The sequence below is a fragment of the Mycobacterium sp. 852002-40037_SCH5390672 genome, from assembly GCF_001665875.1.
In the GTDB taxonomy this organism is placed as follows: Bacteria; Actinomycetota; Actinomycetes; order Mycobacteriales; family Mycobacteriaceae; genus Mycobacterium.
Window position 1 is genome coordinate 67006 of record NZ_LZTA01000078.1, and the last position, 18810, is coordinate 85815.

The window sequence follows — 18810 nt, forward strand, 5'->3', positions numbered from 1 at the left end:
GCGGGTCGTCACTGCTAGCCCACGAGGCGGGCGACCTGCAGCATCGCCGAGGTGATCTGGGATATCTCGTCGGGCGTGCAGATGTAGGGCGGCATCGCGTAGACCAGGTTGCGAAATGGGCGCAGCCACACGCCGTGGTCCAGTGCCGCGGGGGTGGCGACGGCCAGGTCGACCGGGCGCTCGCATTCGATGACGCCGATGGCGCCGCACACCCGTACGTCGCTCACGCCGGGCAGTGTCCGCGCCGGCTCGAGTCCGGCCGCCAGTCCGGCGCCGATCTCGGCGACCCGCGACCGCCAGTCCTGTCCGAGCAGCACCTCGACGCTGGCCACCGATACCGCGCAGGCCAGCGCGTTGGCCATGAACGTGGGACCGTGCATCAGCGCCCCGGCCTCACCGGCGCTGATGGTGTGGGCGATGTCGGTCGTGCACAAGGTGGCGGCCAACGTCAGGTATCCGCCGGTCAGCGCCTTGCCCACGCACATGATGTCCGGGCTCACGCCGGCGTGGTCGGCGGCGAAGAGCTCGCCGGTGCGCCCGAAGCCCGTGGCGATCTCGTCGAAAATCAGCAGTACCTCGTGCCGCCGGCAGATGTCGCGCAGGTCGCGCAGGTATTGCGGGTCGTGGAAGCGCATGCCGCCGGCGCCCTGGACGAGGGGCTCGACGACGACGGCGGCCAACTCGGCCGCGTGCCCGGCCAGCTGTTCCTCGAACGCCGCGCTGTAGCCGTGGTCGTACTCACGGGGCACCTGCGGGGCGAACACCTGTGAGGCCAGAATGTCGGTCCACAACGAGTGCATGCCGCCGTCGGGGTCGCAGACGCTCATCGGCGTGAAGGTGTCGCCGTGGTAGCCGCCGCGCCAGGTCATCAGCCGGTGCTTGCCGGGCCGGTCGCGGCTGCGCCAGTACTGCAGCGCCATCTTCACCGCCACCTCCACCGACACCGATCCGGAGTCGCTGAAGAACACCGTCTCCAGCCCGGCCGGGGTGATGTCCACCAGCAGCTGGGCCAGTCGCGCCGCGGGTTCGTGGGTCAGCCCACCGAACATCACGTGGTTCATCGCGCCGAGCTGGGCGGAAAGCGCCGCATCCAGCACGGGGTGGCCGTGCCCGTGGATCGCGGTCCACCAGGAGCTCATGGCGTCGAGCGCCTCGATGGACTTGCCGTCGCGGATCAGGGTGAGCCGGGCCCCGCGAGCTCCGACCGCCACCACGGGGGCGACGGATTCGGCACCGATGGTGCTGTAGGGATGCCACAGGTGCGCGGCGTCGATCGCACTGATCTGCTCGGGCGTCAGCCCGGCCTTCGCCGCGGGCATAGTGATCGAGGGTAAAGCAGCCGATTCGCGCAAAACTCCGACGTCGGGAAGCATGGGACATCATGGCCACGCCGCAGCAGCCCGAGAGCGCAGCGCCGGGACCCGTGGCCGGGCCCGCGCCGGGTCCCGGCTGGTCCAGGGACACGCACTACCCGCTGGTGGATTACGACGACGAGGCGCCGCGGGTGCTGCGGGTGCGGGTGGCGCCCTGGGACATCATCTGCACCGTCGCGTTGCTGGTCCTGCTGGCGGTGCTGGCCACGGCGACGACCTGGCCGACGCGGCTTTTCGGCTTCCTGGCGAATGTCTGTACGGACGAAACCTGCGGCCCAGTTCCCTACGGGCTGGACCTGTACATCCACCCGGTGGTGTGGGGCGGTATCGGTGCGGCCATGACCGCCGCCGTCATCGGACCGGTGGTTTCGATCCTGAAGGGCTGGTACATGTCCTTCTGGCCGGTTCTGGCGCTGGCGCTGGTCATGGCCAGTTCGGTGGCCGGATCGATGCTGACCATGTTCAGCGAACGCTACTGGCTCTGATCGCCCGCTGCCGCCTTTGCGGGTGTGTGATTTCGTCACCGACTGAGACCGAAATCACAACCGTGCATACGGGATTCGGCACGCCAGTCACCGTCCGGTCACGGTACGACAAATAATCCCGCGTGGACCTGGCGGCTGACAGTTTCTGTTGTCAAAGTGGCTTGTGTGACTGATGTGAATACAGCGGGCTGACCGCTGATTCACTTCGCAAGTGCCATGGACGGTGTTCGGCCCCAGCGTGGAGGTCGCGCTTCGTACATGAACCGGGGGCGGACGCGCTAGGTCACCGCGCCGAGGCCCATTGAGCGCCTGAGAGGCCACGAAAAAAAATGAAACGCATCTACGCCTTCGCGATCGGTTTGGCCCTGCTCGGGGCGCCGATGGTGGTTCCCACCATCGCGACCGCCGACCCGGGCGCCAGGTCGATGGACTATCAGCAGGCCACCGACGTGGTGATCGCCCGCGGTCTGTCGCAGCGCGGTGTGCCGTTCTCCTGGGCCGGTGGCGGCATCAACGGCCCCACCCGCGGCACCGGGACCGGCATCAACACCGTTGGTTTCGACGCTTCGGGCCTGATGCAGTACGCCTACGCGGGCGCCGGCATCAAGCTGCCGCGGTCGTCGGGCGCGATCTACCGGGTGGGTCAGAAGGTCCTGCCCCAGCAGGCCCGCAAGGGTGACCTGATCTTCTACGGCCCCGAGGGCACGCAAAGCGTCGCGATGTACCTGGGCAATAACCAGATGCTCGAGGTCGGTGACGTCGTGCAGGTCTCGCCGGTCCGCGGCAACGGCATGACGCCCTACATGGTCCGGATTCTCGGCGCCACCGCGCCGGCGCAGCAGGCACCGTTGCAGCAGGCGCCCCAGCAGCCGCCCGCCCAGCAGGCACCGACGCAACAGGCCCCGCTGCAACAGGCGCCCTACCAGCAGACACCGCAGCAGCTGCCCACCCAACAGGCGCCGCTGCAACAGGCGCCCACCCAACAGGCCCCGCTGCAACAGGCGCCCTACCAGCAGACACCGCAGCAGCTGCCCACCCAACAGGCGCCGTTGCAGCAGGTCCCGACGCAACAGGCCCCGCTGCAGCAGTCGCCGTTCCAGCAGGCGCCCGTACAGCAGCTGCCGACCCAGCAGTCGCCGTTGCAGCCGACCGGCGCCGGTATCGGCAGGTAGTTTCCCCGTTCGTTTCCCGTCCGACGCCCGTCACTTGCTCCCCCGCCGCCCGGCGCGGATGTTCAGTGTCCCGCTGAGCAGCCGTCCCGCCGCGAGCTGTCGGGAGCGGGTGGCGGGTTTTCGGTAAATTGACTGTCGATCATGCAGACCTTGTCACCGTCTCCCGCACCGGACGCCACCGTCGATCCGGGGACCGCGGGAGTCCGCAGGACGGGGTCCCAGGGGTTCTATCGCTACGACCTCGACGGCCTGCGCGGCGTTGCTATTGCGCTGGTTGCCGTCTTCCATATCTGGTTCGGCCGGGTCTCCGGCGGCGTGGACGTGTTCCTGGCGCTGTCCGGATTCTTCTTCGGCGGCAAGGTCATTCGCGTCGCACTGAACCCGGCTGTGACGCTGTCGCCGCTGGCCGAGGTGATCCGGCTCATCCGTCGGCTGGTACCCGCCCTGGTGGTGGTGCTGGCCGGTTGTGCGGTGCTGACCATTCTGGTTCAACCGGAGACCCGCTGGGAGACATTCGCCGACCAAAGCCTTGCCAGCCTCGGCTACTACCAGAACTGGGAGCTGGCCAACACGGCCGCCGACTACCTGCGGGCGGGCGAAGCCGTCAGTCCCTTGCAGCACATCTGGTCGATGTCGGTGCAGGGCCAGTTCTACGTCAGCTTCCTGGTGTTGATCGCTGGCTTGGGCTACCTGTTCCGGCGCTCGGCGGGTGCCCGGCTCCGGACCGTCTTCCTGGTGGTGCTGACCGCGTTGACGGTGGCATCGTTCGTCTACGCGATCATCGCGCATCAGCAAGACCAGGCTGCCGCCTACTACAACAGCTTCGCGCGGGGTTGGGAGTTGTTGCTCGGCGCGCTGGTTGGCGCGCTGGTGACCCACATCCGCTGGCCCATGTGGTTGCGGACGGTGTTGGCCACCGTCGCGCTGGGCGCGGTGCTGTCCTGCGGGGCGCTGATCGACGGCGTGCGGGAGTTCCCCGGCCCGTGGGCGCTGGTGCCGGTCGGCGCCGCCATGCTGATGATCCTCGTCGGAGCCAACCTGCAGGGTGATCGCGGCACGGGCGCCCGGTTACCACTGCCCAATCGCCTGCTGGCGACAAGGCCGCTGGTGGAGCTGGGCGCCATGGCGTATGCGCTATACCTCTGGCACTGGCCGCTGCTCATCTTCTGGCTGTCCTACAGCGGGCACAAGCACGCCAATTTCGTCGAAGGCGCCATGCTGCTGCTGGTGTCCGGGGTGCTGGCCTATCTGACCAACCGGCTCGTCGAGGATCCGTTGCGCTACCGCGCATCCTCGAAGCCGACGGCCGCGCCGGCCATTCCGTGGCTGAAGCGCCTGCCCCGAGCCACGATGGCGCTGGGATCGGCCATCGTGTTGCTGGGCGTGACCCTGACCGCGACCTCATTCACCTGGCGTCAGCACGTCACGGTCCTGCGGTCGGCCGGCAAGGAGCTCAGCGTCCTCAACCCGCAGGACTATCCCGGCGCGCGTGCCCTCACCGAACACGTGCGGGTGCCCGCGTTGCCCATGCGGCCGACCGTCCTAGAGGTCAAACAGGACCTGCCCGTCTCGACCCGGGACGGGTGCATCAGCGACTTCGTCAACCCGACGGTGGTCACCTGCACCTACGGTGATGTGGCCGCCGACCGGACCATCGCGCTGGCGGGCGGGTCACATGCCGAACACTGGCTACCCGCGCTGGACATGCTGGGCAAGCTGCACCACGTCAAGGTCGTGACGTACCTCAAGATGGGCTGCCCGCTGTCGACCGAGCAGGTCCCGCTGATCATGGGCAATAACGCCCCCTACCCGCAGTGCCGGGAATGGGTGCAGCGAACGATGACCAAACTGGTCACCGACCGGCCCGACTACGTATTCACCACCACGACCCGGCCGTGGAACATCAAGACCGGCGATGTGATGCCCGCCACCTATATCGGCATCTGGCAGGCGTTGTCCGACAACAACATTCCCATCCTCGGGATGCGAGACACGCCGTGGTTGGTGAAGAACGGCCAACCGTTCGACCCGGCCGACTGCCTCGCCAAACGGGGCGGCACCGCGCAGTCATGCGCGATCAAGCGTTCCGACGTGCTCTCCGACCGCAACCAGACGCTCGACTTCGTCGCGCAGTTCCCGCAGCTCAAGGTGCTCGACATGTCGGACGCGATCTGCCGCACCGACGTGTGCCGCCCGGTCGAGGGAAACATCCTGATCTATCACGGCGCCCACCACCTGTCCCCCACCTACGTGCGGACCATGGCACCCGAATTGGGGCGCCAGATCGCCGAGGCCACCGGCTGGTGGTGACCCGCCTTACTCCTCGCCTCTAACGCGCGTGAGCCCAACCGCACGCGGATAAGGTCGATAGGTGTCAACCAACAGTCCCGCTTCAGAAGCAGGCGGCAACCACCAACCCAAGCTCGCCACCGTGTGGCCGGGCAACCCGTATCCGCTCGGCGCCTCCTACGACGGCGCCGGAACCAACTTCTCGTTGTTCTCCGAAATCGCCGAGAAAGTCGAGTTGTGCCTGATCGACCATCACGGCAGCGAGTCGCGGATTCCCTTGGACGAGGTGGACGGATTCGTCTGGCACGCGTACCTGCCGAACATCACTCCCGGCCAGCGCTACGGCTATCGTGTCTACGGTCCCTTCGACCCGGCCGCCGGGCACCGCTGCGACCCCAGCAAGCTGCTGCTCGACCCGTACGGCAAGGCTTTTCACGGCGACTTCAGCTTCGGTCAGGCGCTGTTCTCCTATGACATGAAGGCTGTCGACCCGGACGGGCCCAACGCCGATGGGGCCGACCCGGGGACCCCGCCCATGGTCGATTCGCTGGGCCACACCATGACCAGTGTGGTGAGCAACCCCTTCTTCGACTGGGGATCCGACCGCGCGCCACTGACCCCGTACTACGAGACGGTCATCTACGAAGCCCACGTCAAGGGAATGACGCAGAACCATCCCAGCGTCCCCGAGGAGCTTCGGGGCACCTATGCCGGCCTGGCCCACCCCGCCATCATCGACCACCTCAAGTCGCTGCGTGTCACGGCCATCGAACTCATGCCGGTACACCAGTTCATGCACGACTCGCGGCTGCTCGACCTGGGTTTGCGAAACTACTGGGGGTACAACACTTTCGGATTCTTCGCCCCACACAACCAGTACGCCGCCAACCGCACGTCCAGCGTCGCCGAGTTCAAATCCATGGTGCGCAGCTTCCACGAAGCCGGCATCGAGGTGATCCTCGACGTGGTGTACAACCACACCGCCGAGGGCAACCACCTCGGTCCCACCATCAATTTCCGCGGCATCGACAACGCGGCGTACTACCGGCTGGTCGACACCGACCTGCGGTTGTACAAGGACTACACCGGCACCGGTAACAGCCTCAACCCGCGCCACCCGCACGTGCTGCAGTTGATCATGGACTCGCTGCGCTACTGGGTGACCGAGATGCACGTGGACGGGTTCCGCTTCGACCTGGCCGCCACGCTGGCCCGCGAACTGCACGACGTCGACCGGTTGAGCGCGTTCTTCGATCTGGTGCAGCAGGATCCGATCGTCAGCCAGGTCAAATTGATCGCCGAACCGTGGGATGTCGGCGAGGGCGGCTACCAAGTCGGGAATTTCCCGGGTTTGTGGACCGAGTGGAACGGGAAGTATCGCGATACTGTGCGTGATTACTGGCGGGGCGAGCCCGCAACCCTGGGCGAGTTCGCTTCCCGGCTGACCGGGTCGTCGGACCTGTACGAGGCGACGGGTCGGCGCCCCAGCGCCAGCATCAACTTCGTCACGGCGCACGACGGATTCACGCTCAACGACCTGGTGTCCTACAACGAAAAACACAACATGGCCAACGGCGAGGACAACCGGGACGGGGAGAGTCACAACCGATCGTGGAACTGTGGCGTCGAAGGCCCCACCGACGATCCCGACATCACCGAGCTGCGCTGCCGTCAGATGCGCAACTTCTGGGCGACCCTGATGCTCAGCCAGGGCACGCCGATGATCGCCCACGGTGACGAGTTTGGGCGCACGCAGAACGGCAACAACAATGTGTACTGCCAGGACTCCGAATTGTCCTGGATGGACTGGTCTTTGGTCGACAAGAATGCTGACCTGCTGGCATTCGCGCGCAAGGTGAGCACGCTGCGCAAGCGGCATCCGGTGTTTCGGCGGCGCCGGTTCTTCGAGGGCGAACCGATCCGGACCGGCGACGAGGTGCGCGACATCGCCTGGCTGACGCCGGCCGGGGCGGAGATGACGCATGAGGATTGGGGCGAAAGCTTCCACAAGTGCGTGGCGGTATTCCTCAACGGTGAGGCCATCAGCGCGCCGAACCTCCGCGGCGAGCGGGTGGTCGACGACTCATTCCTGTTGTGTTTCAACGCCGGTGAAGACCCGGTGGAGTTCGTAACGCCGAACAGCGACTATGCGAAAGAGTGGACCGTGGAACTGGACACCAACGAACCGACGGGCCGCAAAGAAGGGGCCGATCCGACGGTGACCGCCGAAGAGAAGGTGTCACTGCCCTCACGTTCGCTGCTCGTGTTGCGTAAGACGCAGTAACGCATGGCTTTACCCGTCATCTCCACCTACCGGCTGCAACTGCGTGGTGAATCCAGTGGGTTCGCGTTCACCTTCGCCGACGCGGAGGACCTGCTCGACTACCTCAACGACCTCGGCGTGTCGCATCTGTACCTGTCCCCGATCATGACCGCGACCGCGGGATCGAGTCATGGCTACGACGTCACCGACCCCACGACGGTGTCCCCCGAGATCGGCGGGCGCGAGGGCCTGGCGGGGCTGTCGGCGGCGGCCCGGGCGCGCGGCATGGGGCTGGTCGTCGACATCGTGCCCAACCATGTGGGCATCGATGCGCCCCAGCAGAACCCATGGTGGTGGGATGTCCTTCGGAACGGCCGTTCTTCGCCCTACGCAACATATTTCGACATCGACTGGGACCTCGATGACGACGGCCGCCTCGTGCTGCCGGTGCTGGGCTCCGACGACGACGCCGCCGACCTCACCGTGGACGGGGACCTGCTGCGGCTGGGAGATCTCGCGCTGCCGATCGCGCCGGGAACCGCGGAGGGCACCGGCCCCGAAGTGCACGACCGCCAGCACTACCGGCTGGTGGGCTGGCGAAACGGCGTGTGCGGCTACCGCCGCTTCTTCTCGATCACCTCGCTCGCGGGGTTACGTCAGGAGGATCGCGCCGTCTTCGACGCCACCCACGCCGAGGTCGGCCGGTGGTTCGCCGAGGAACTCGTCGACGGCATACGCATCGACCACCCCGACGGCCTGTCCGACCCGTGCGGATACCTGGCCTGGTTGCGCGAATTGACCGGTCCGGCGGCCTGGATCGTGATCGAGAAGATCCTGGCCGTCGACGAGGCGCTCGAGCCGACGCTGCCGGTCGGCGGAACCACCGGCTATGACGTGTTGCGGGAAGTCGGCGGGGTTTTCGTGGACCCCGCCGGGGCGCCGGCGCTGACCGGGCTGGTCGACTCCGCGGGTCCGGCCTACGACACGATGCCCGCGCGGCTGGCGGAGCTGAAAGTCCACGCGGCCACCGTGACGCTGGCCAGCGAGCTGGCCAGGCTGCGCCGCAGCATCGTGGCCGCGGCCGGCGTCGACCACCCGCAGCTGCCCGAAGCGGTGGCCGCGCTGCTCACCCACATCGGGGTCTACCGCTGCGACTACCCCGGGCTGGTCGCGCTGCTGCCCACCGCGTTGGCCGAAACCGAGGCGGCCGCACCGCAGTTGGGGCCCGCACTGCAGGTGCTGGCCGCGGCGCTGGCCCGCGGTGGCGAGCCGGCCACGCGGCTGCAGCAGCTCTGCGGCGCCGTCACCGCCAAGGCGGTGGAAGACTGCTTGTTCTACCGTGACGCCCGGTTGGTCTCGCTCAACGAGGTGGGCGGCGAGCCGCACCGCTTCGGTGTCGGTGCGGCCGAATTTCATCACAGCGCCGCCACCCGAGCCCGGTTGTGGCCGCAGACCATGACGACGCTGACCACCCATGACACCAAGCGCGGCGAGGACGTGCGGGCCCGGATTTCGGTGCTGTCACAGGTGCCGTCGCTGTGGACCGAGTTCCTCTCCCGCTGGGAGGTCCGCGCCCCCTCCCCCGATCCGGCAACCGGACATTTCTTGTGGCAGAACATCTTCGGCGTATGGCCCGTCAACGGTGAGGTCACCGACGCGCTGCGCGACCGGCTGCACGCCTACACCGAGAAGGCCATCCGGGAAGCTGCCTGGCATACCTCGTGGAACGACCCGGACGCCGCGTTCGAGGATGCGGTGCACCGCTGGCTGGACTCCGTGCTCGACGGCCCGGTGGCGGGCCAGCTGACCGAGCTTGTCGCCCAACTCAATCCGCATGCCGCCAGTGACGCGCTGGCCCAGAAGCTGTTGGCGCTGACCGTGCCCGGGATTCCGGATGTGTACCAGGGCACCGAGCTGTGGGACGACAGCCTGGTCGACCCGGACAATCGTCGTCCCGTCGACTACGCCGCCCGGCGCGCCGCCCTACGGGAGTTGGAGCATCCGAAAATCCGGGTCGTCACCACCGCGCTGCGCGTGCGCCGTGACCATCCGGACACCTTCCTGCGCGGCGACTACGTCCCGGTTCTGGCCGACGGCGATGCCGGCGAGCACGTGCTGGCCTTCCGCCGGGGCGAGGACATCGTGGTGGCAGTAACCCGCTGGACGATTCGGCTGGCCGAAACGGGCTGGGGCAACACGGTTTTGCCGCTGCCGCACGGAACCTGGAAAGATGCGCTCACCGGGGCGATCGCGGACGGACCCACGTCGGCCGCCCAATTGTTCGCCGACCTGCCGGTCGTGCTGTTGGAGCGTCACCATGACTGAATTCCGGGTCTGGGCGCCCAAACCCGCGTTGGTTCGGCTGGACGTCGACGGCCAGACGCACGCCATGACGCGCTCGGCCGACGGTTGGTGGCATGCGACCGTGGACACCGCGCCGGACGCCCGCTATGGCTATTTGCTCGACGACGACCCCACCGTGTTGCCCGACCCGCGCTCACCCCGCCAGCCTGAGGGGGTGCACGCCCGCTCGCAATTGTGGGATCCGGCCGCGGCGGCGTGGACCGATACCGCATGGGCCGGCCGCCCGGTCGAGGGCGCGGTGATCTACGAGCTACACCTGGGCACGTTCACCGAGGCCGGCATCTTCGACTCAGCCATCGAGAAGCTGGACTATCTGGTCGATCTCGGTGTGGACTTCGTCGAGCTGATGCCGGTGAATTCCTTTGCCGGCATCCACGGTTGGGGATACGACGGCGTGCTGTGGTACAGCGTGCACGAACCCTACGGCGGGCCCGACGGGCTGGTGCGCTTCGTCGACGCCTGCCACGCAAAGGGTTTGGGGGTGTTGATCGACGCGGTCTTCAACCACCTGGGCCCGTCGGGCAACTACCTTCCGCGATACGGGCCCTACCTGTCGTCGGCGAGCAACCCGTGGGGCGAGGGCATCAACATCGCCGACGCCCATTCCGACGAGGTGCGCCGCTACATCATCGGGTGCGCGTTGCGCTGGATGCGCGATTTCCATGCCGACGGCCTGCGGTTGGATGCCGTCCACGCGTTGGTGGACACCACCGCGATCCATATTCTCGAGGAGCTCGCCACCGAAACGGACTGGCTGGCACAGCAGTTGGGGCGTCCGCTGTCGCTGATCGCCGAGAGCGACCTGAACGACCCGCGGCTGATCACCCGGCGCGATCGTGGCGGTTACGGTTTGACCGGGCAGTGGGCGGACGACATTCATCACGCCATCCACACCGCGGTCTCCGGCGAGCGTCAGGGCTACTACGCCGACTTCGGCAGCCTGGCCGCCCTGGCGCAGACGCTGCGGCACGGATTCTTTCACGCCGCCACGTATTCGTCATTCCGGCATCGCCGCCACGGCAGGCCGCTGGACACCAGCGAGAAATCCGGCATCCCGGCCACCCGTCTGGTCGCCTATACCTGCACGCACGATCAGGTCGGCAACCGCGCCCTGGGAGATCGGCCGTCGCAGAACCTGACCGGCGGCCAGCTGGCCATCAAGGCGGCGCTCGTCCTCGGATCTCCTTACACCACCATGCTTTTCATGGGCGAGGAATATGCGGCGTCCACCCCGTTCCAGTTCTTCAGCTCGCACCCCGAACCGGAGCTGGCGAAGGCCACCGCCGAGGGACGCAAGGCGGAGTTCGCCGAACACGGCTGGGACGCCGACGAGATCCCCGACCCGCAGGACCCGCAGACGTTCGCCAACTCCAAACTCGACTGGGGTGAGATCGACACCGGCGAGCACGCGCGGCTGCACGGGCTGTATCGCGACCTGATCGCGCTGCGGCGCGACCACCCCGACATGGCCGATCCCTGGCTGGAAAACCTCACGGTCGACTACGACGAGGACCAAGGCTGGATCATGGTCTCTCGCGGCCGGTTGCGCATCGTGTGCAACCTCGGCGCCGAGCAGGTGAGGATCCCGGTCACCGGTGACGTGGTGCTGGCCTGGGGCGAGCCGGCCGTCGATGCCGACGGCACTGCGCTACAAGGCCATTCGTTCGCCATCCTGTCGGTGTGAGTGGGCTGTGGATAACTGATTAGCGGCGCGGCGGGCTTACAGCCGATGATGCCGCCATGAATCATTCTGAATTCGGTCACACACTGCGACGCATCTGCCCGCGCAAGCCTGGTCGCCGCGCCACCAACCCGGTGTCGGGCCGGCACACCGCGCGCCACGACATGCCGCCGCACCCCAGCGTCGAGCTGTTGTGGAACGGCCCCGGACTCGGTGCCGCCGACGACGACGAGGGCGCTTGAGCTGCGGTTACACGATGGCCCGCCCGGCCGGGTGCACTGCCCCGGCGACGGCATCGGCGAGTGGATCGATCTCATCGGGAGTCAGGTCGGAGATCGTGATGCGGATGCCCGCCGGCGTGTGCAGCCGGAATCGGCTGCCCGGCGCGGCCGCCCAGCCGGCGCCGAGCAGGCGGGAAATCGCGACCGCCTCGTCGGGAACCGGCACCCATACGTTGAGCCCGGAGCGCCCATGAGCCTGCAAGCCGCGTTCGGCCAAGGCGTCGCATAGCCGTCGGCGGCTCTCGGCGTAGCGCCGCTCGGCCGTCGCGACCAACTCCACCGCGGCCGAATCGCACCACAGGCCGACGGCGAGGCCCTGCAGGATGTGGCTCACCCAGCCCGGTCCGAGCCGCAACCGGCCATGGACCCGTTCGACGGTGCGATGGTCGCCGGCGAGCACGGCCACTCGCAGGTCGGGTCCGTATGCCTTGGACGCCGAGCGGACGAAGGCCCAATGGGTGGTGCGGCCGGCCAGGGTGTGCAGCGGTGCTCCCGAAATGCCCGCGCAGTGGTCGTCTTCGACCAGCAGCAGATCGTCGGCCCGCCGCGTCAACAGCTCACCCAGCGCATCGGCGCGATCGGCCGAAAGTGCTGCGCCCGTGGGGTTTTGCGCGCGGTTGGTGAGCACCAGCGCACGCACCCCGCTCCCCAGCGCCCGAGCCAGGTCCTCGGTCCACGGCCCTTCGTCGTCGACCCGCACCGGCTGAGCCGAAAGCCCCAGTGCGGCAAGGAGATCGAGAAGGTTGGCCCAGCCCGGGTCCTCGACGGCGACACGATCACCGGGGCGCAGATGCGCGGTGAGCGCGCGTTCGATGCCGTCCAGCGCGCCGCTGGTCACGGCCAGGTGATCGGCGGGAACGCCGTCCGCGGCCAGCGTGCGGCGGGTGAACTCCTCCAGCGCCGGCGAGAGCGCCGGCTCGCCGTAGAGCACCGGCCGGCCCGTGCCCCAACCGGCCGGTGATGCGCCGGCGATCGGCAACAGGTCCGGATGCGGGTTGCCGGTCGACAGGTCGCGCACGCCCGCGGGCACCTCGAGGCCGAGCAGCGAGCGCGGGGTGGTCGCGGGCCGATGTCGCACGCGGGTGCCGCGCCGGCCGGCGGTCTCGACGACCCCGCGATGACGCAGCAGGCGGTAGGCCGAAGCGGCGGTGTTGGCGTTCACGCCGAGCTGTGCGGCCAGCTCGCGCACCGGCGGTAGCGCATCGCCGGGTGCCAGGGCGCCGGCCGAGATCGCCGCTTCGATGCTGGCGGCTATGGACTCCGCGCCCGTTCCGGTTATGCTGTTTTGTACTGGCACGCAATATATTATGTACTAGGACAAACCCGAGGGCAACATCGTGGACACCGCATACCAGCCGACAGCACGCAGCACTCCGACCCGCTACCGGGAACGCGCTCACTACCACCGGCGCGCCGTTCACGACATCCTCGATGGGGCGCTGATCTGCCACCTGGGCTACCTGAGCGCCGGGCGGCCGGTCGTCTTGCCCACGACACATGCCCGGCTCGCGGAAACGCTCTATCTGCACGGTTCGACCGGCAGCGGCCCGTTGCTGGCGGCAAAGGCGGCCAACGCATCGGGGTCGGGCCTGCCGGTCTGCGTCACCGTCACCCTGGTCGACGGTCTGGTGCTGGCCCGGTCGGCGATGCACCACTCGGTGAACTTCCGCTCGGTGGTCGTGCAGGGTGATGCGCGCGTGGTCGAGGATCCGGCGGAAAAGTCGCGGGCGCTGAACTGCCTGCTCGATCACATCGCACCGGGGCGCGCCGCCGACTGCAGAGCCCCCGATGCCCGCGAGCTCGCCGCGACCGGGGTGCTCGCGCTCGACCTCGTCGAGGTGTCGGCGAAGGTGCGCAGCGGTCCCCCGGTTGACGATCCGCAGGACCTCCCGCTGCCCCATTGGGCGGGCGTGGTGCCGCTGAGCCTGACGGCCGGAACACCGGTGCCGGCCGACGACCTCGACCCGGCGATCGCGTTGCCGCCGTATCTGTCGGGCTAGAGCAGCAGGTAGCGGTAGGCCGGCGAGCCCGGTTTCAGGGTCTCGACGTGCAATTCCGTCGCACGCATCCGGGCCAGCAGGCCGTCAAGGTCGGCCGAGGATCCCAACTGGATGCCGACCAGCGCCTCGCCGGTCTCCCGGTTGTTGCGCTTGACGTACTCGAACAGGGTGATGTCGTCGTTCGGCCCGAGCACCGTGTCGAGGAAGCGGCGCAGCGAACCGGGTTCCTGCGGAAAGTCCACCAGGAAGTAGTGCTTGAGGCCGAGGTGCACCAGCGAGCGCTCGAGCACCTCGCCGTAGCGCGACACGTCGTTGTTGCCGCCCGAGATCAGGCACACCACCGTCGAACCGGGCTCGATGTCGGCGTCCAGCAATCCGGTGACCGACAGCGCACCCGCGGGCTCGGCGATGATGCCCTCGTGCTGATACAAGTCGAGCATCGCGGTGCAGACCGCGCCCTCGTCGACCGCGGTGATCGAGACCATGTCGCCGGCGGCCGCCAGCGCGGCGTAGGTCAGGTCTCCGGCCCGCCGCACCGCGGCGCCGTCGACGAACTGATCGACGTGGTCCAGGGTCACCGGCTCCCCGGCGGACAGCGCGGCCATCATCGCCGCGGCGCCGGCCGGCTCGACGCCCAGCACCAACGTGTTGTTCGTCCGCTCGGCGAGATAGGTCGTGATGCCGGCGATGCAGCCGCCGCCGCCGACCGGGACCACCACCAGATCCGGCTCCCCCACGGACGGGCCGAGCTGATCGAGCAGTTCGGCGGCGATTGTGCCCTGGCCCGCCATGGTGCGCAGGTCGTCGTAGGGCGGAACCAAGGTGGCGCCGGTGCTTTCCACGTCGGCCAGGGCCGCTTCGGCGGCGAGGTCGTAGGTGGTGCCACTCACGATCAGGTCGATGAAGTCGCCGCCGTGGTAGCGGATCCGGTCGCGCTTTTGCATGGGCGTCTTGGCGGGCACATAGACGCGGCCGTGCACCTGCAGCATCTTGCACGCGTAGGCGAAGCCCTGCGCGTGGTTGCCCGCCGACGAGCACACCACGCCGGCGGCCAGCTCCGTCTCGGACAGCTGGACCAGCAGGTTGTAGGCGCCGCGCAGCTTGTAGGAGCGCACGATCTGCAGGTCCTCGCGCTTGAGGTAGACCTGCGCGCCGGTGATCGCCGACAACCGGTCGCTGAACTGCAATGGGGTCGGCGTGACCACTGCGGCGATCCGCTTGGCCGCGCCGTCGATGTCAGCCGCGGATAACGGCGAGACGCTCGGGCTCTGGCTCAATTCGGCGGACACTGGTCAATGGTGCCACGACGGCCGACCAACTCCGGAATTCAGCCGACCGGGGTCAGCACGAACACCGGGATCTGGCGGTCGGTCTTGGTCTGATACTCGGCGTAGTCGGGCCACGCCTGGACGGCACGCTCCCACCAGGTGGCCTTCTCATCGCCGAAGACCTCCCGGGCGTCGTACTCGCGGGTCACCGGACCGTCCTGCAGCTCGACGCGGGGGTTCTTCTTGATGTTGTGGTACCAGACCGGGTGCTTCGGCGCCCCGCCCAGGGAGGCGACGACCGCGTACTGGCCGTCATGCTCGACGCGCATCAGCGGCGTCTTGCGCAGTTTGCCGGTCTTGGCGCCGACCGTGGTCAGCAGGATGATCGGCTTGCCCTTCATGTCGGCGGCCTCGGTTCCCCCCGACTCGGCGTATTTGTCAGCTTGTTCGCGAGACCAATCCAATGGCGACGGTTCGTATTCTCCGGTAAGCGGCATGCCACTCACTCTAGGCGGCGGTTTTCCGGTCGCGTCGCTTCACCACATTGGCCGCACCTGCCGCACTGGTCACGAGAAGCCGAGCACATGCGCGAATGCCCGCCTTTCAGCGACAGCCGTTGTCGCTGAAAGGCGGGCACAAACCACACGCTCCCCGCTGCGGCCGGCGATCACGGCGCCGAGCCGGTGAGGTAGTGGGCGAGCACCGGGCGCAGCCATTCGGTCAGCGTCGCGTCGTCCATCGCGGCCAGCGCGGGCACCCCGACGACGTTGCGCGCCATGGCGATTCCCAACACCTGCGAACCCACCATCGCGGTGCGTTCGGCGGCACGGTCGGGAGTGACGGTGGTCAGCGCCGGCGCAACTTTTTCGACGAACACTTCCAGCAGCGCGTCGGCGGCGGTCCGGTTGGTGGCGGCCGCGCGCAGCAGCGGCAGGAAAGACCCGGCCGGATCCCACACCCGGACGAGGAACGGCACCAGGACGTCTGCGATGCGCTCCGGGGCGACGCCGGTGAGGTCGGGGAAGGTGATCTCGAGCCGCGAGACCGCGGCGAACAGATCGGCCTTGTTGCCGAAGTAGTGCATGACCAACGCGGGGTCGACGCCGGCCTCGGCCGCGACGGCACGGATGGTGGTCCGCTCGAAGCCGTGGGTGGAGAACAGGGCGCGCGCGGCACCGAGGATCGTCGCGCGGGTGACTTTGCCGTCGCGGGTTTTACCGGGCATGCCGAAATTCTAGTTCAACAACTGTTGACATCGCTACCACTCGGGCTTACGTTGATTTCAACAGTTGTTGAATCGGTTCGTCAGCGCGATCCACCCCCGGCGACATCCGTCGCTGGTACTCCGAGCCGGAAGGAGCGAAGCCATGAGTACAACCGCCGTCCACGACGTCGACGTCCTGGTGGTGGGAGCGGGCCCCACGGGCCTGACCGCCGCGGGCGACCTGGCCCGCGCCGGGCGATCGGTGACCGTGCTGGAGCGCTGGCCCGCCGAAAACCCGACCAGCCGCGCGTTCGCCGTCATGGCCTCGACGCTGGAAGTCCTCGATGCGCGCGGGGCGGCCGACGAGCTGCTCGCGCTCGGGCAGCGCGGGCCGGACGTGACGCTGTTCGCCAAGGCCCGCCTCGACCTGACCCGGCTCGACTCGGCCTACCCGTTCGTCTTGATCACCCCTCAGACCAACGTCGACGCGGCCCTGCTCCGATATGCGGCGGCCGAAGGGGCCGACATCCGGCGCGGCGTCGAGGTGGTCGCGCTCGAGCAGGACACCGACGGTGTCACGGTCATCGCGCGCCCCAAGGATGATTGCGATCCTGCACACCAGCAGACGTGGCGCGCGCGGTACGTGATCGGCGCCGACGGTGCGCACAGCTCTGTCCGGACGTTGGTGGGCGCCGACTTTCCCGGCAAGACGGTGCTGAGCTCACTCATGCTGGCCGACGTCAAGCTCGCCCACGGCCCGTCGGGCGGCCGATTAGTGGTGGGCACCACCGGTGACGCGTTGGGCTTCTTGGCCCCCTACAACCGCCACGACGGGGACGGCTCGTGGTACCGGGCCTTGGTGTGGGACCGCGACAATCAGCTGCCCGACAGCGCGCCCGTCGACAACGCCGAGATCATCGACGTCCTGGGCCGGGCCATGGGGACCGACTTCGGCGTGATCGAGATCGGCTGGAAGTCGCGATTCCATTGCGACGAAAGGCAAGTCGCGCAGTACCGGCACGGCCGGGTGTTCCTGGCCGGTGACGCCGCGCACGTGCACTCGCCGATGGGCGGCCAGGGCATGAACACCGGTATCCAGGACGCCGCGAACCTGGCCTGGAAGCTCGATGCGGTGCTCGGTGGCGCCGACGGCCGCCTGCTGGACACCTACCACGGCGAACGCCACCCGATCGGCGAACGGGTGCTGCTGCAGTCCGGGATGATCGCCCGCGCCGCGACGCTGCATCGGCGGCCTGCGATCTGGTTGCGTAACCTGTTGGCTCCCAACCTGCTTCGGATACCCGCGGTGCAGGAGTTCGTGGCCGGCAGTTTTGCGGGCACGACCCTGCGTTACGGCCGGCGCGGACCGGTGGGCACCCGCGCCACCGCGATTCCGCTCGTCGAGGGGCGGTTGACCCGACTGTTGCGCACCGGCGAGTACGTCTTCATCCGCGAATACGGCGCCGCCCCGGTCGAGGCGCCCGGAATGGTGCAGGCCGAGCGGGCCGACCGCGGACCGGCCGTGCTGGTGCGTCCCGACGGGTACATTGCGTGGGCCGGTGCGTCGGCACAGGCGCCAGAAGGGGTCACCAACATGGCGGAGGCCGCGGCGACTACCGTGCGCGCGCGGTGATTCGCCCTAGCCGGTGTGCTCGGGCTGGTCCTGAGTGAACGATCGGAGACGCCGGCGGGTCTGGTGATCTTCCGCGCCGGGCTCGCCGTCGCTGTGCCGGCCCCGCGTGTAATCGCCCTGCCACGGCACTTTCTCGTTGCCGGCGCCGCCCGCGGCTTCCTGCTCGCGGCCCAGCGCGCCGCGTGAACCGAGGAAGTGTTCGTGCTTGCGGTGCAGCTCTTCGTCGGATTCGATGGGCCTGAGCTCGGGGACGAACTCCTCGAGGTCGGCCCGGCGTTGCGGCACGATCATGCAGATCGGCTCGTCGACCTCGAATCGCACCGGCATGAACTCGCGGGTGAATTTCCAATTCATGCTGAAACTCGAACTGGACCAATCGGTTTCGACGATGCCTTCCAGCGGGCAGATGGCATCCTTCGGATAGTTCGCCGGCCCGCGGACCAGCAGGTTGTAGCCCGGCGGGGTGCGAAACAGCATCGGCAGGTGCCAGGTCAAGATGCCATAACCGAAGTGGCTCGAGGGCAGGAACTGACCGCTTTCGCGGGTGTCGGGCGCGATCATCAGATTGGTGCGGTCGTTGCCGCCCATCCACGTCGCGGTGAACGCGCTGCGGTTGCGCACCTCCCAGCCGCTCTGATTGGCGATCAGCATCGGCAAACACCGGTGCGGCCACCCTTGGCGTATCTCCGACATCCACTCGCGGCCGATCGGTGCGGGGCTGATCGGCGGCGCGATTTCATGGGTGACGTACGCGATCAGTGGGCGGGACCGCCTGTCGGCGTTGTCACTCATCGGCT

The 18810-nt window shown here is 68.1% G+C and carries 14 protein-coding genes and 1 pseudogene; 9 read left to right on the forward strand and 6 right to left on the reverse strand.

Annotation, left to right across the window (positions count from 1 at the left end; genetic code table 11):
• Positions 1-14 precede the first annotated feature (14 nt).
• A complete protein-coding gene (locus A5782_RS13265) occupies positions 15-1319 on the reverse strand; it encodes an adenosylmethionine--8-amino-7-oxononanoate transaminase (protein ID WP_067100277.1) in 1305 nt (434 codons plus the stop codon).
• A 62-nt stretch (positions 1320-1381) separates the two neighbouring features.
• Between A5782_RS13265 and A5782_RS13270 the strand changes: the two genes are divergently transcribed.
• The 7 genes and pseudogenes from A5782_RS13270 to A5782_RS13300 all read left to right on the forward strand — a co-directional run bounded on the left by A5782_RS13270 (position 1382) and on the right by A5782_RS13300 (position 11869).
• Positions 1382-1858: a hypothetical protein gene (locus tag A5782_RS13270; RefSeq protein WP_067100280.1), complete on the forward strand. Its 477-nt coding sequence runs from the start codon at positions 1382-1384 to the stop codon at positions 1856-1858.
• A gap of 329 nt (positions 1859-2187) precedes the next feature.
• Positions 2188-2868 (forward strand): annotated as a pseudogene (gene ripD, locus A5782_RS13275) (NlpC/P60 family peptidoglycan-binding protein RipD); the annotation flags it as partial.
• Positions 2869-3171: 303 nt separating this feature from the next.
• Positions 3172-5340, forward strand: a complete 2169-nt coding sequence (locus A5782_RS13280; RefSeq protein WP_067100286.1) for an acyltransferase family protein — start codon at positions 3172-3174, stop codon at positions 5338-5340.
• A 61-nt stretch (positions 5341-5401) separates the two neighbouring features.
• Complete coding sequence (gene glgX / locus A5782_RS13285; protein WP_067100289.1) at positions 5402-7603, forward strand: glycogen debranching protein GlgX; 2202 nt, start codon at positions 5402-5404, stop codon at positions 7601-7603.
• Between the two features lie 3 nt (positions 7604-7606).
• A complete protein-coding gene (gene treY, locus A5782_RS13290) occupies positions 7607-9907 on the forward strand; it encodes a malto-oligosyltrehalose synthase (protein ID WP_067100293.1) in 2301 nt (766 codons plus the stop codon).
• A complete protein-coding gene (gene treZ, locus A5782_RS13295) occupies positions 9900-11630 on the forward strand; it encodes a malto-oligosyltrehalose trehalohydrolase (RefSeq protein WP_067100296.1) in 1731 nt (576 codons plus the stop codon). The genes treY and treZ overlap by 8 nt, the downstream gene beginning before the upstream one ends.
• 56 nt (positions 11631-11686) lie before the next feature.
• Positions 11687-11869, forward strand: coding sequence for a hypothetical protein (locus A5782_RS13300; RefSeq protein ID WP_067100299.1), 183 nt, complete (start codon positions 11687-11689; stop codon positions 11867-11869).
• A 7-nt stretch (positions 11870-11876) separates the two neighbouring features.
• Here A5782_RS13300 and A5782_RS13305 read toward each other — a convergent pair whose 3' ends face one another.
• Complete coding sequence (locus A5782_RS13305) at positions 11877-13205, reverse strand: aminotransferase class I/II-fold pyridoxal phosphate-dependent enzyme (RefSeq protein ID WP_067100302.1); 1329 nt, start codon at positions 13203-13205, stop codon at positions 11877-11879.
• 40 nt (positions 13206-13245) lie between these two features.
• Between A5782_RS13305 and A5782_RS13310 the strand changes: the two genes are divergently transcribed.
• On the forward strand, positions 13246-13908 hold the full coding sequence (locus tag A5782_RS13310; RefSeq protein ID WP_067100305.1) for a pyridoxamine 5'-phosphate oxidase family protein: 663 nt from the start codon (positions 13246-13248) through the stop codon (positions 13906-13908).
• Here the strand turns inward: A5782_RS13310 and ilvA are convergent.
• From ilvA to A5782_RS13325, 3 genes are all read right to left on the reverse strand, one after another.
• Entirely contained in the window at positions 13905-15197 is a 1293-nt protein-coding gene (gene ilvA, locus A5782_RS13315) for a threonine ammonia-lyase (RefSeq protein WP_067100308.1), read from the reverse strand. The two genes, A5782_RS13310 and ilvA, sit on opposite strands and share 4 nt — an antisense overlap.
• Positions 15198-15235: 38 nt before the next feature.
• Positions 15236-15673, reverse strand: coding sequence for a nitroreductase family deazaflavin-dependent oxidoreductase (locus A5782_RS13320; RefSeq protein WP_067100311.1), 438 nt, complete (start codon positions 15671-15673; stop codon positions 15236-15238).
• A gap of 170 nt (positions 15674-15843) precedes the next feature.
• Positions 15844-16401, reverse strand: a complete 558-nt coding sequence (locus tag A5782_RS13325; protein ID WP_067100314.1) for a TetR/AcrR family transcriptional regulator — start codon at positions 16399-16401, stop codon at positions 15844-15846.
• A 142-nt stretch (positions 16402-16543) separates the two neighbouring features.
• Between A5782_RS13325 and A5782_RS13330 the strand changes: the two genes are divergently transcribed.
• Positions 16544-18013 carry an FAD-dependent oxidoreductase gene (locus A5782_RS13330; RefSeq protein ID WP_067100318.1) on the forward strand — a complete coding sequence of 490 codons (1470 nt, stop codon included), beginning with the start codon at positions 16544-16546 and terminating at the stop codon, positions 18011-18013.
• 6 nt (positions 18014-18019) lie between these two features.
• On the opposite strand, the gene A5782_RS13335 is transcribed toward A5782_RS13330, so the two are convergent.
• A complete protein-coding gene (locus A5782_RS13335; RefSeq protein WP_067100321.1) occupies positions 18020-18805 on the reverse strand; it encodes a DUF6065 family protein in 786 nt (261 codons plus the stop codon).
• Between the last annotated feature and the right edge of the window lie 5 nt (positions 18806-18810).

Excerpts from the sequence above, each read along its gene's own strand:
- A5782_RS13265 (WP_067100277.1), bottom strand. The coding sequence starts at position 1,319 with ATGCCCGCGGCGAAGGCCGGGCTGACGCCCGAGCAGATCAGTGCGATC.
- A5782_RS13270 (WP_067100280.1), top strand. The coding sequence starts at position 1,382 with ATGGCCACGCCGCAGCAGCCCGAGAGCGCAGCGCCGGGACCCGTGGCC.
- A5782_RS13280 (WP_067100286.1), top strand. The coding sequence starts at position 3,172 with ATGCAGACCTTGTCACCGTCTCCCGCACCGGACGCCACCGTCGATCCG.
- treY (WP_067100293.1), top strand. The coding sequence starts at position 7,607 with ATGGCTTTACCCGTCATCTCCACCTACCGGCTGCAACTGCGTGGTGAA.
- treZ (WP_067100296.1), top strand. The coding sequence starts at position 9,900 with ATGACTGAATTCCGGGTCTGGGCGCCCAAACCCGCGTTGGTTCGGCTG.
- A5782_RS13300 (WP_067100299.1), top strand. The coding sequence starts at position 11,687 with ATGAATCATTCTGAATTCGGTCACACACTGCGACGCATCTGCCCGCGC.
- A5782_RS13320 (WP_067100311.1), bottom strand. The coding sequence starts at position 15,673 with ATGCCGCTTACCGGAGAATACGAACCGTCGCCATTGGATTGGTCTCGC.
- A5782_RS13325 (WP_067100314.1), bottom strand. The coding sequence starts at position 16,401 with ATGCCCGGTAAAACCCGCGACGGCAAAGTCACCCGCGCGACGATCCTC.
- A5782_RS13330 (WP_067100318.1), top strand. The coding sequence starts at position 16,544 with ATGAGTACAACCGCCGTCCACGACGTCGACGTCCTGGTGGTGGGAGCG.
- A5782_RS13335 (WP_067100321.1), bottom strand. The coding sequence starts at position 18,805 with ATGAGTGACAACGCCGACAGGCGGTCCCGCCCACTGATCGCGTACGTC.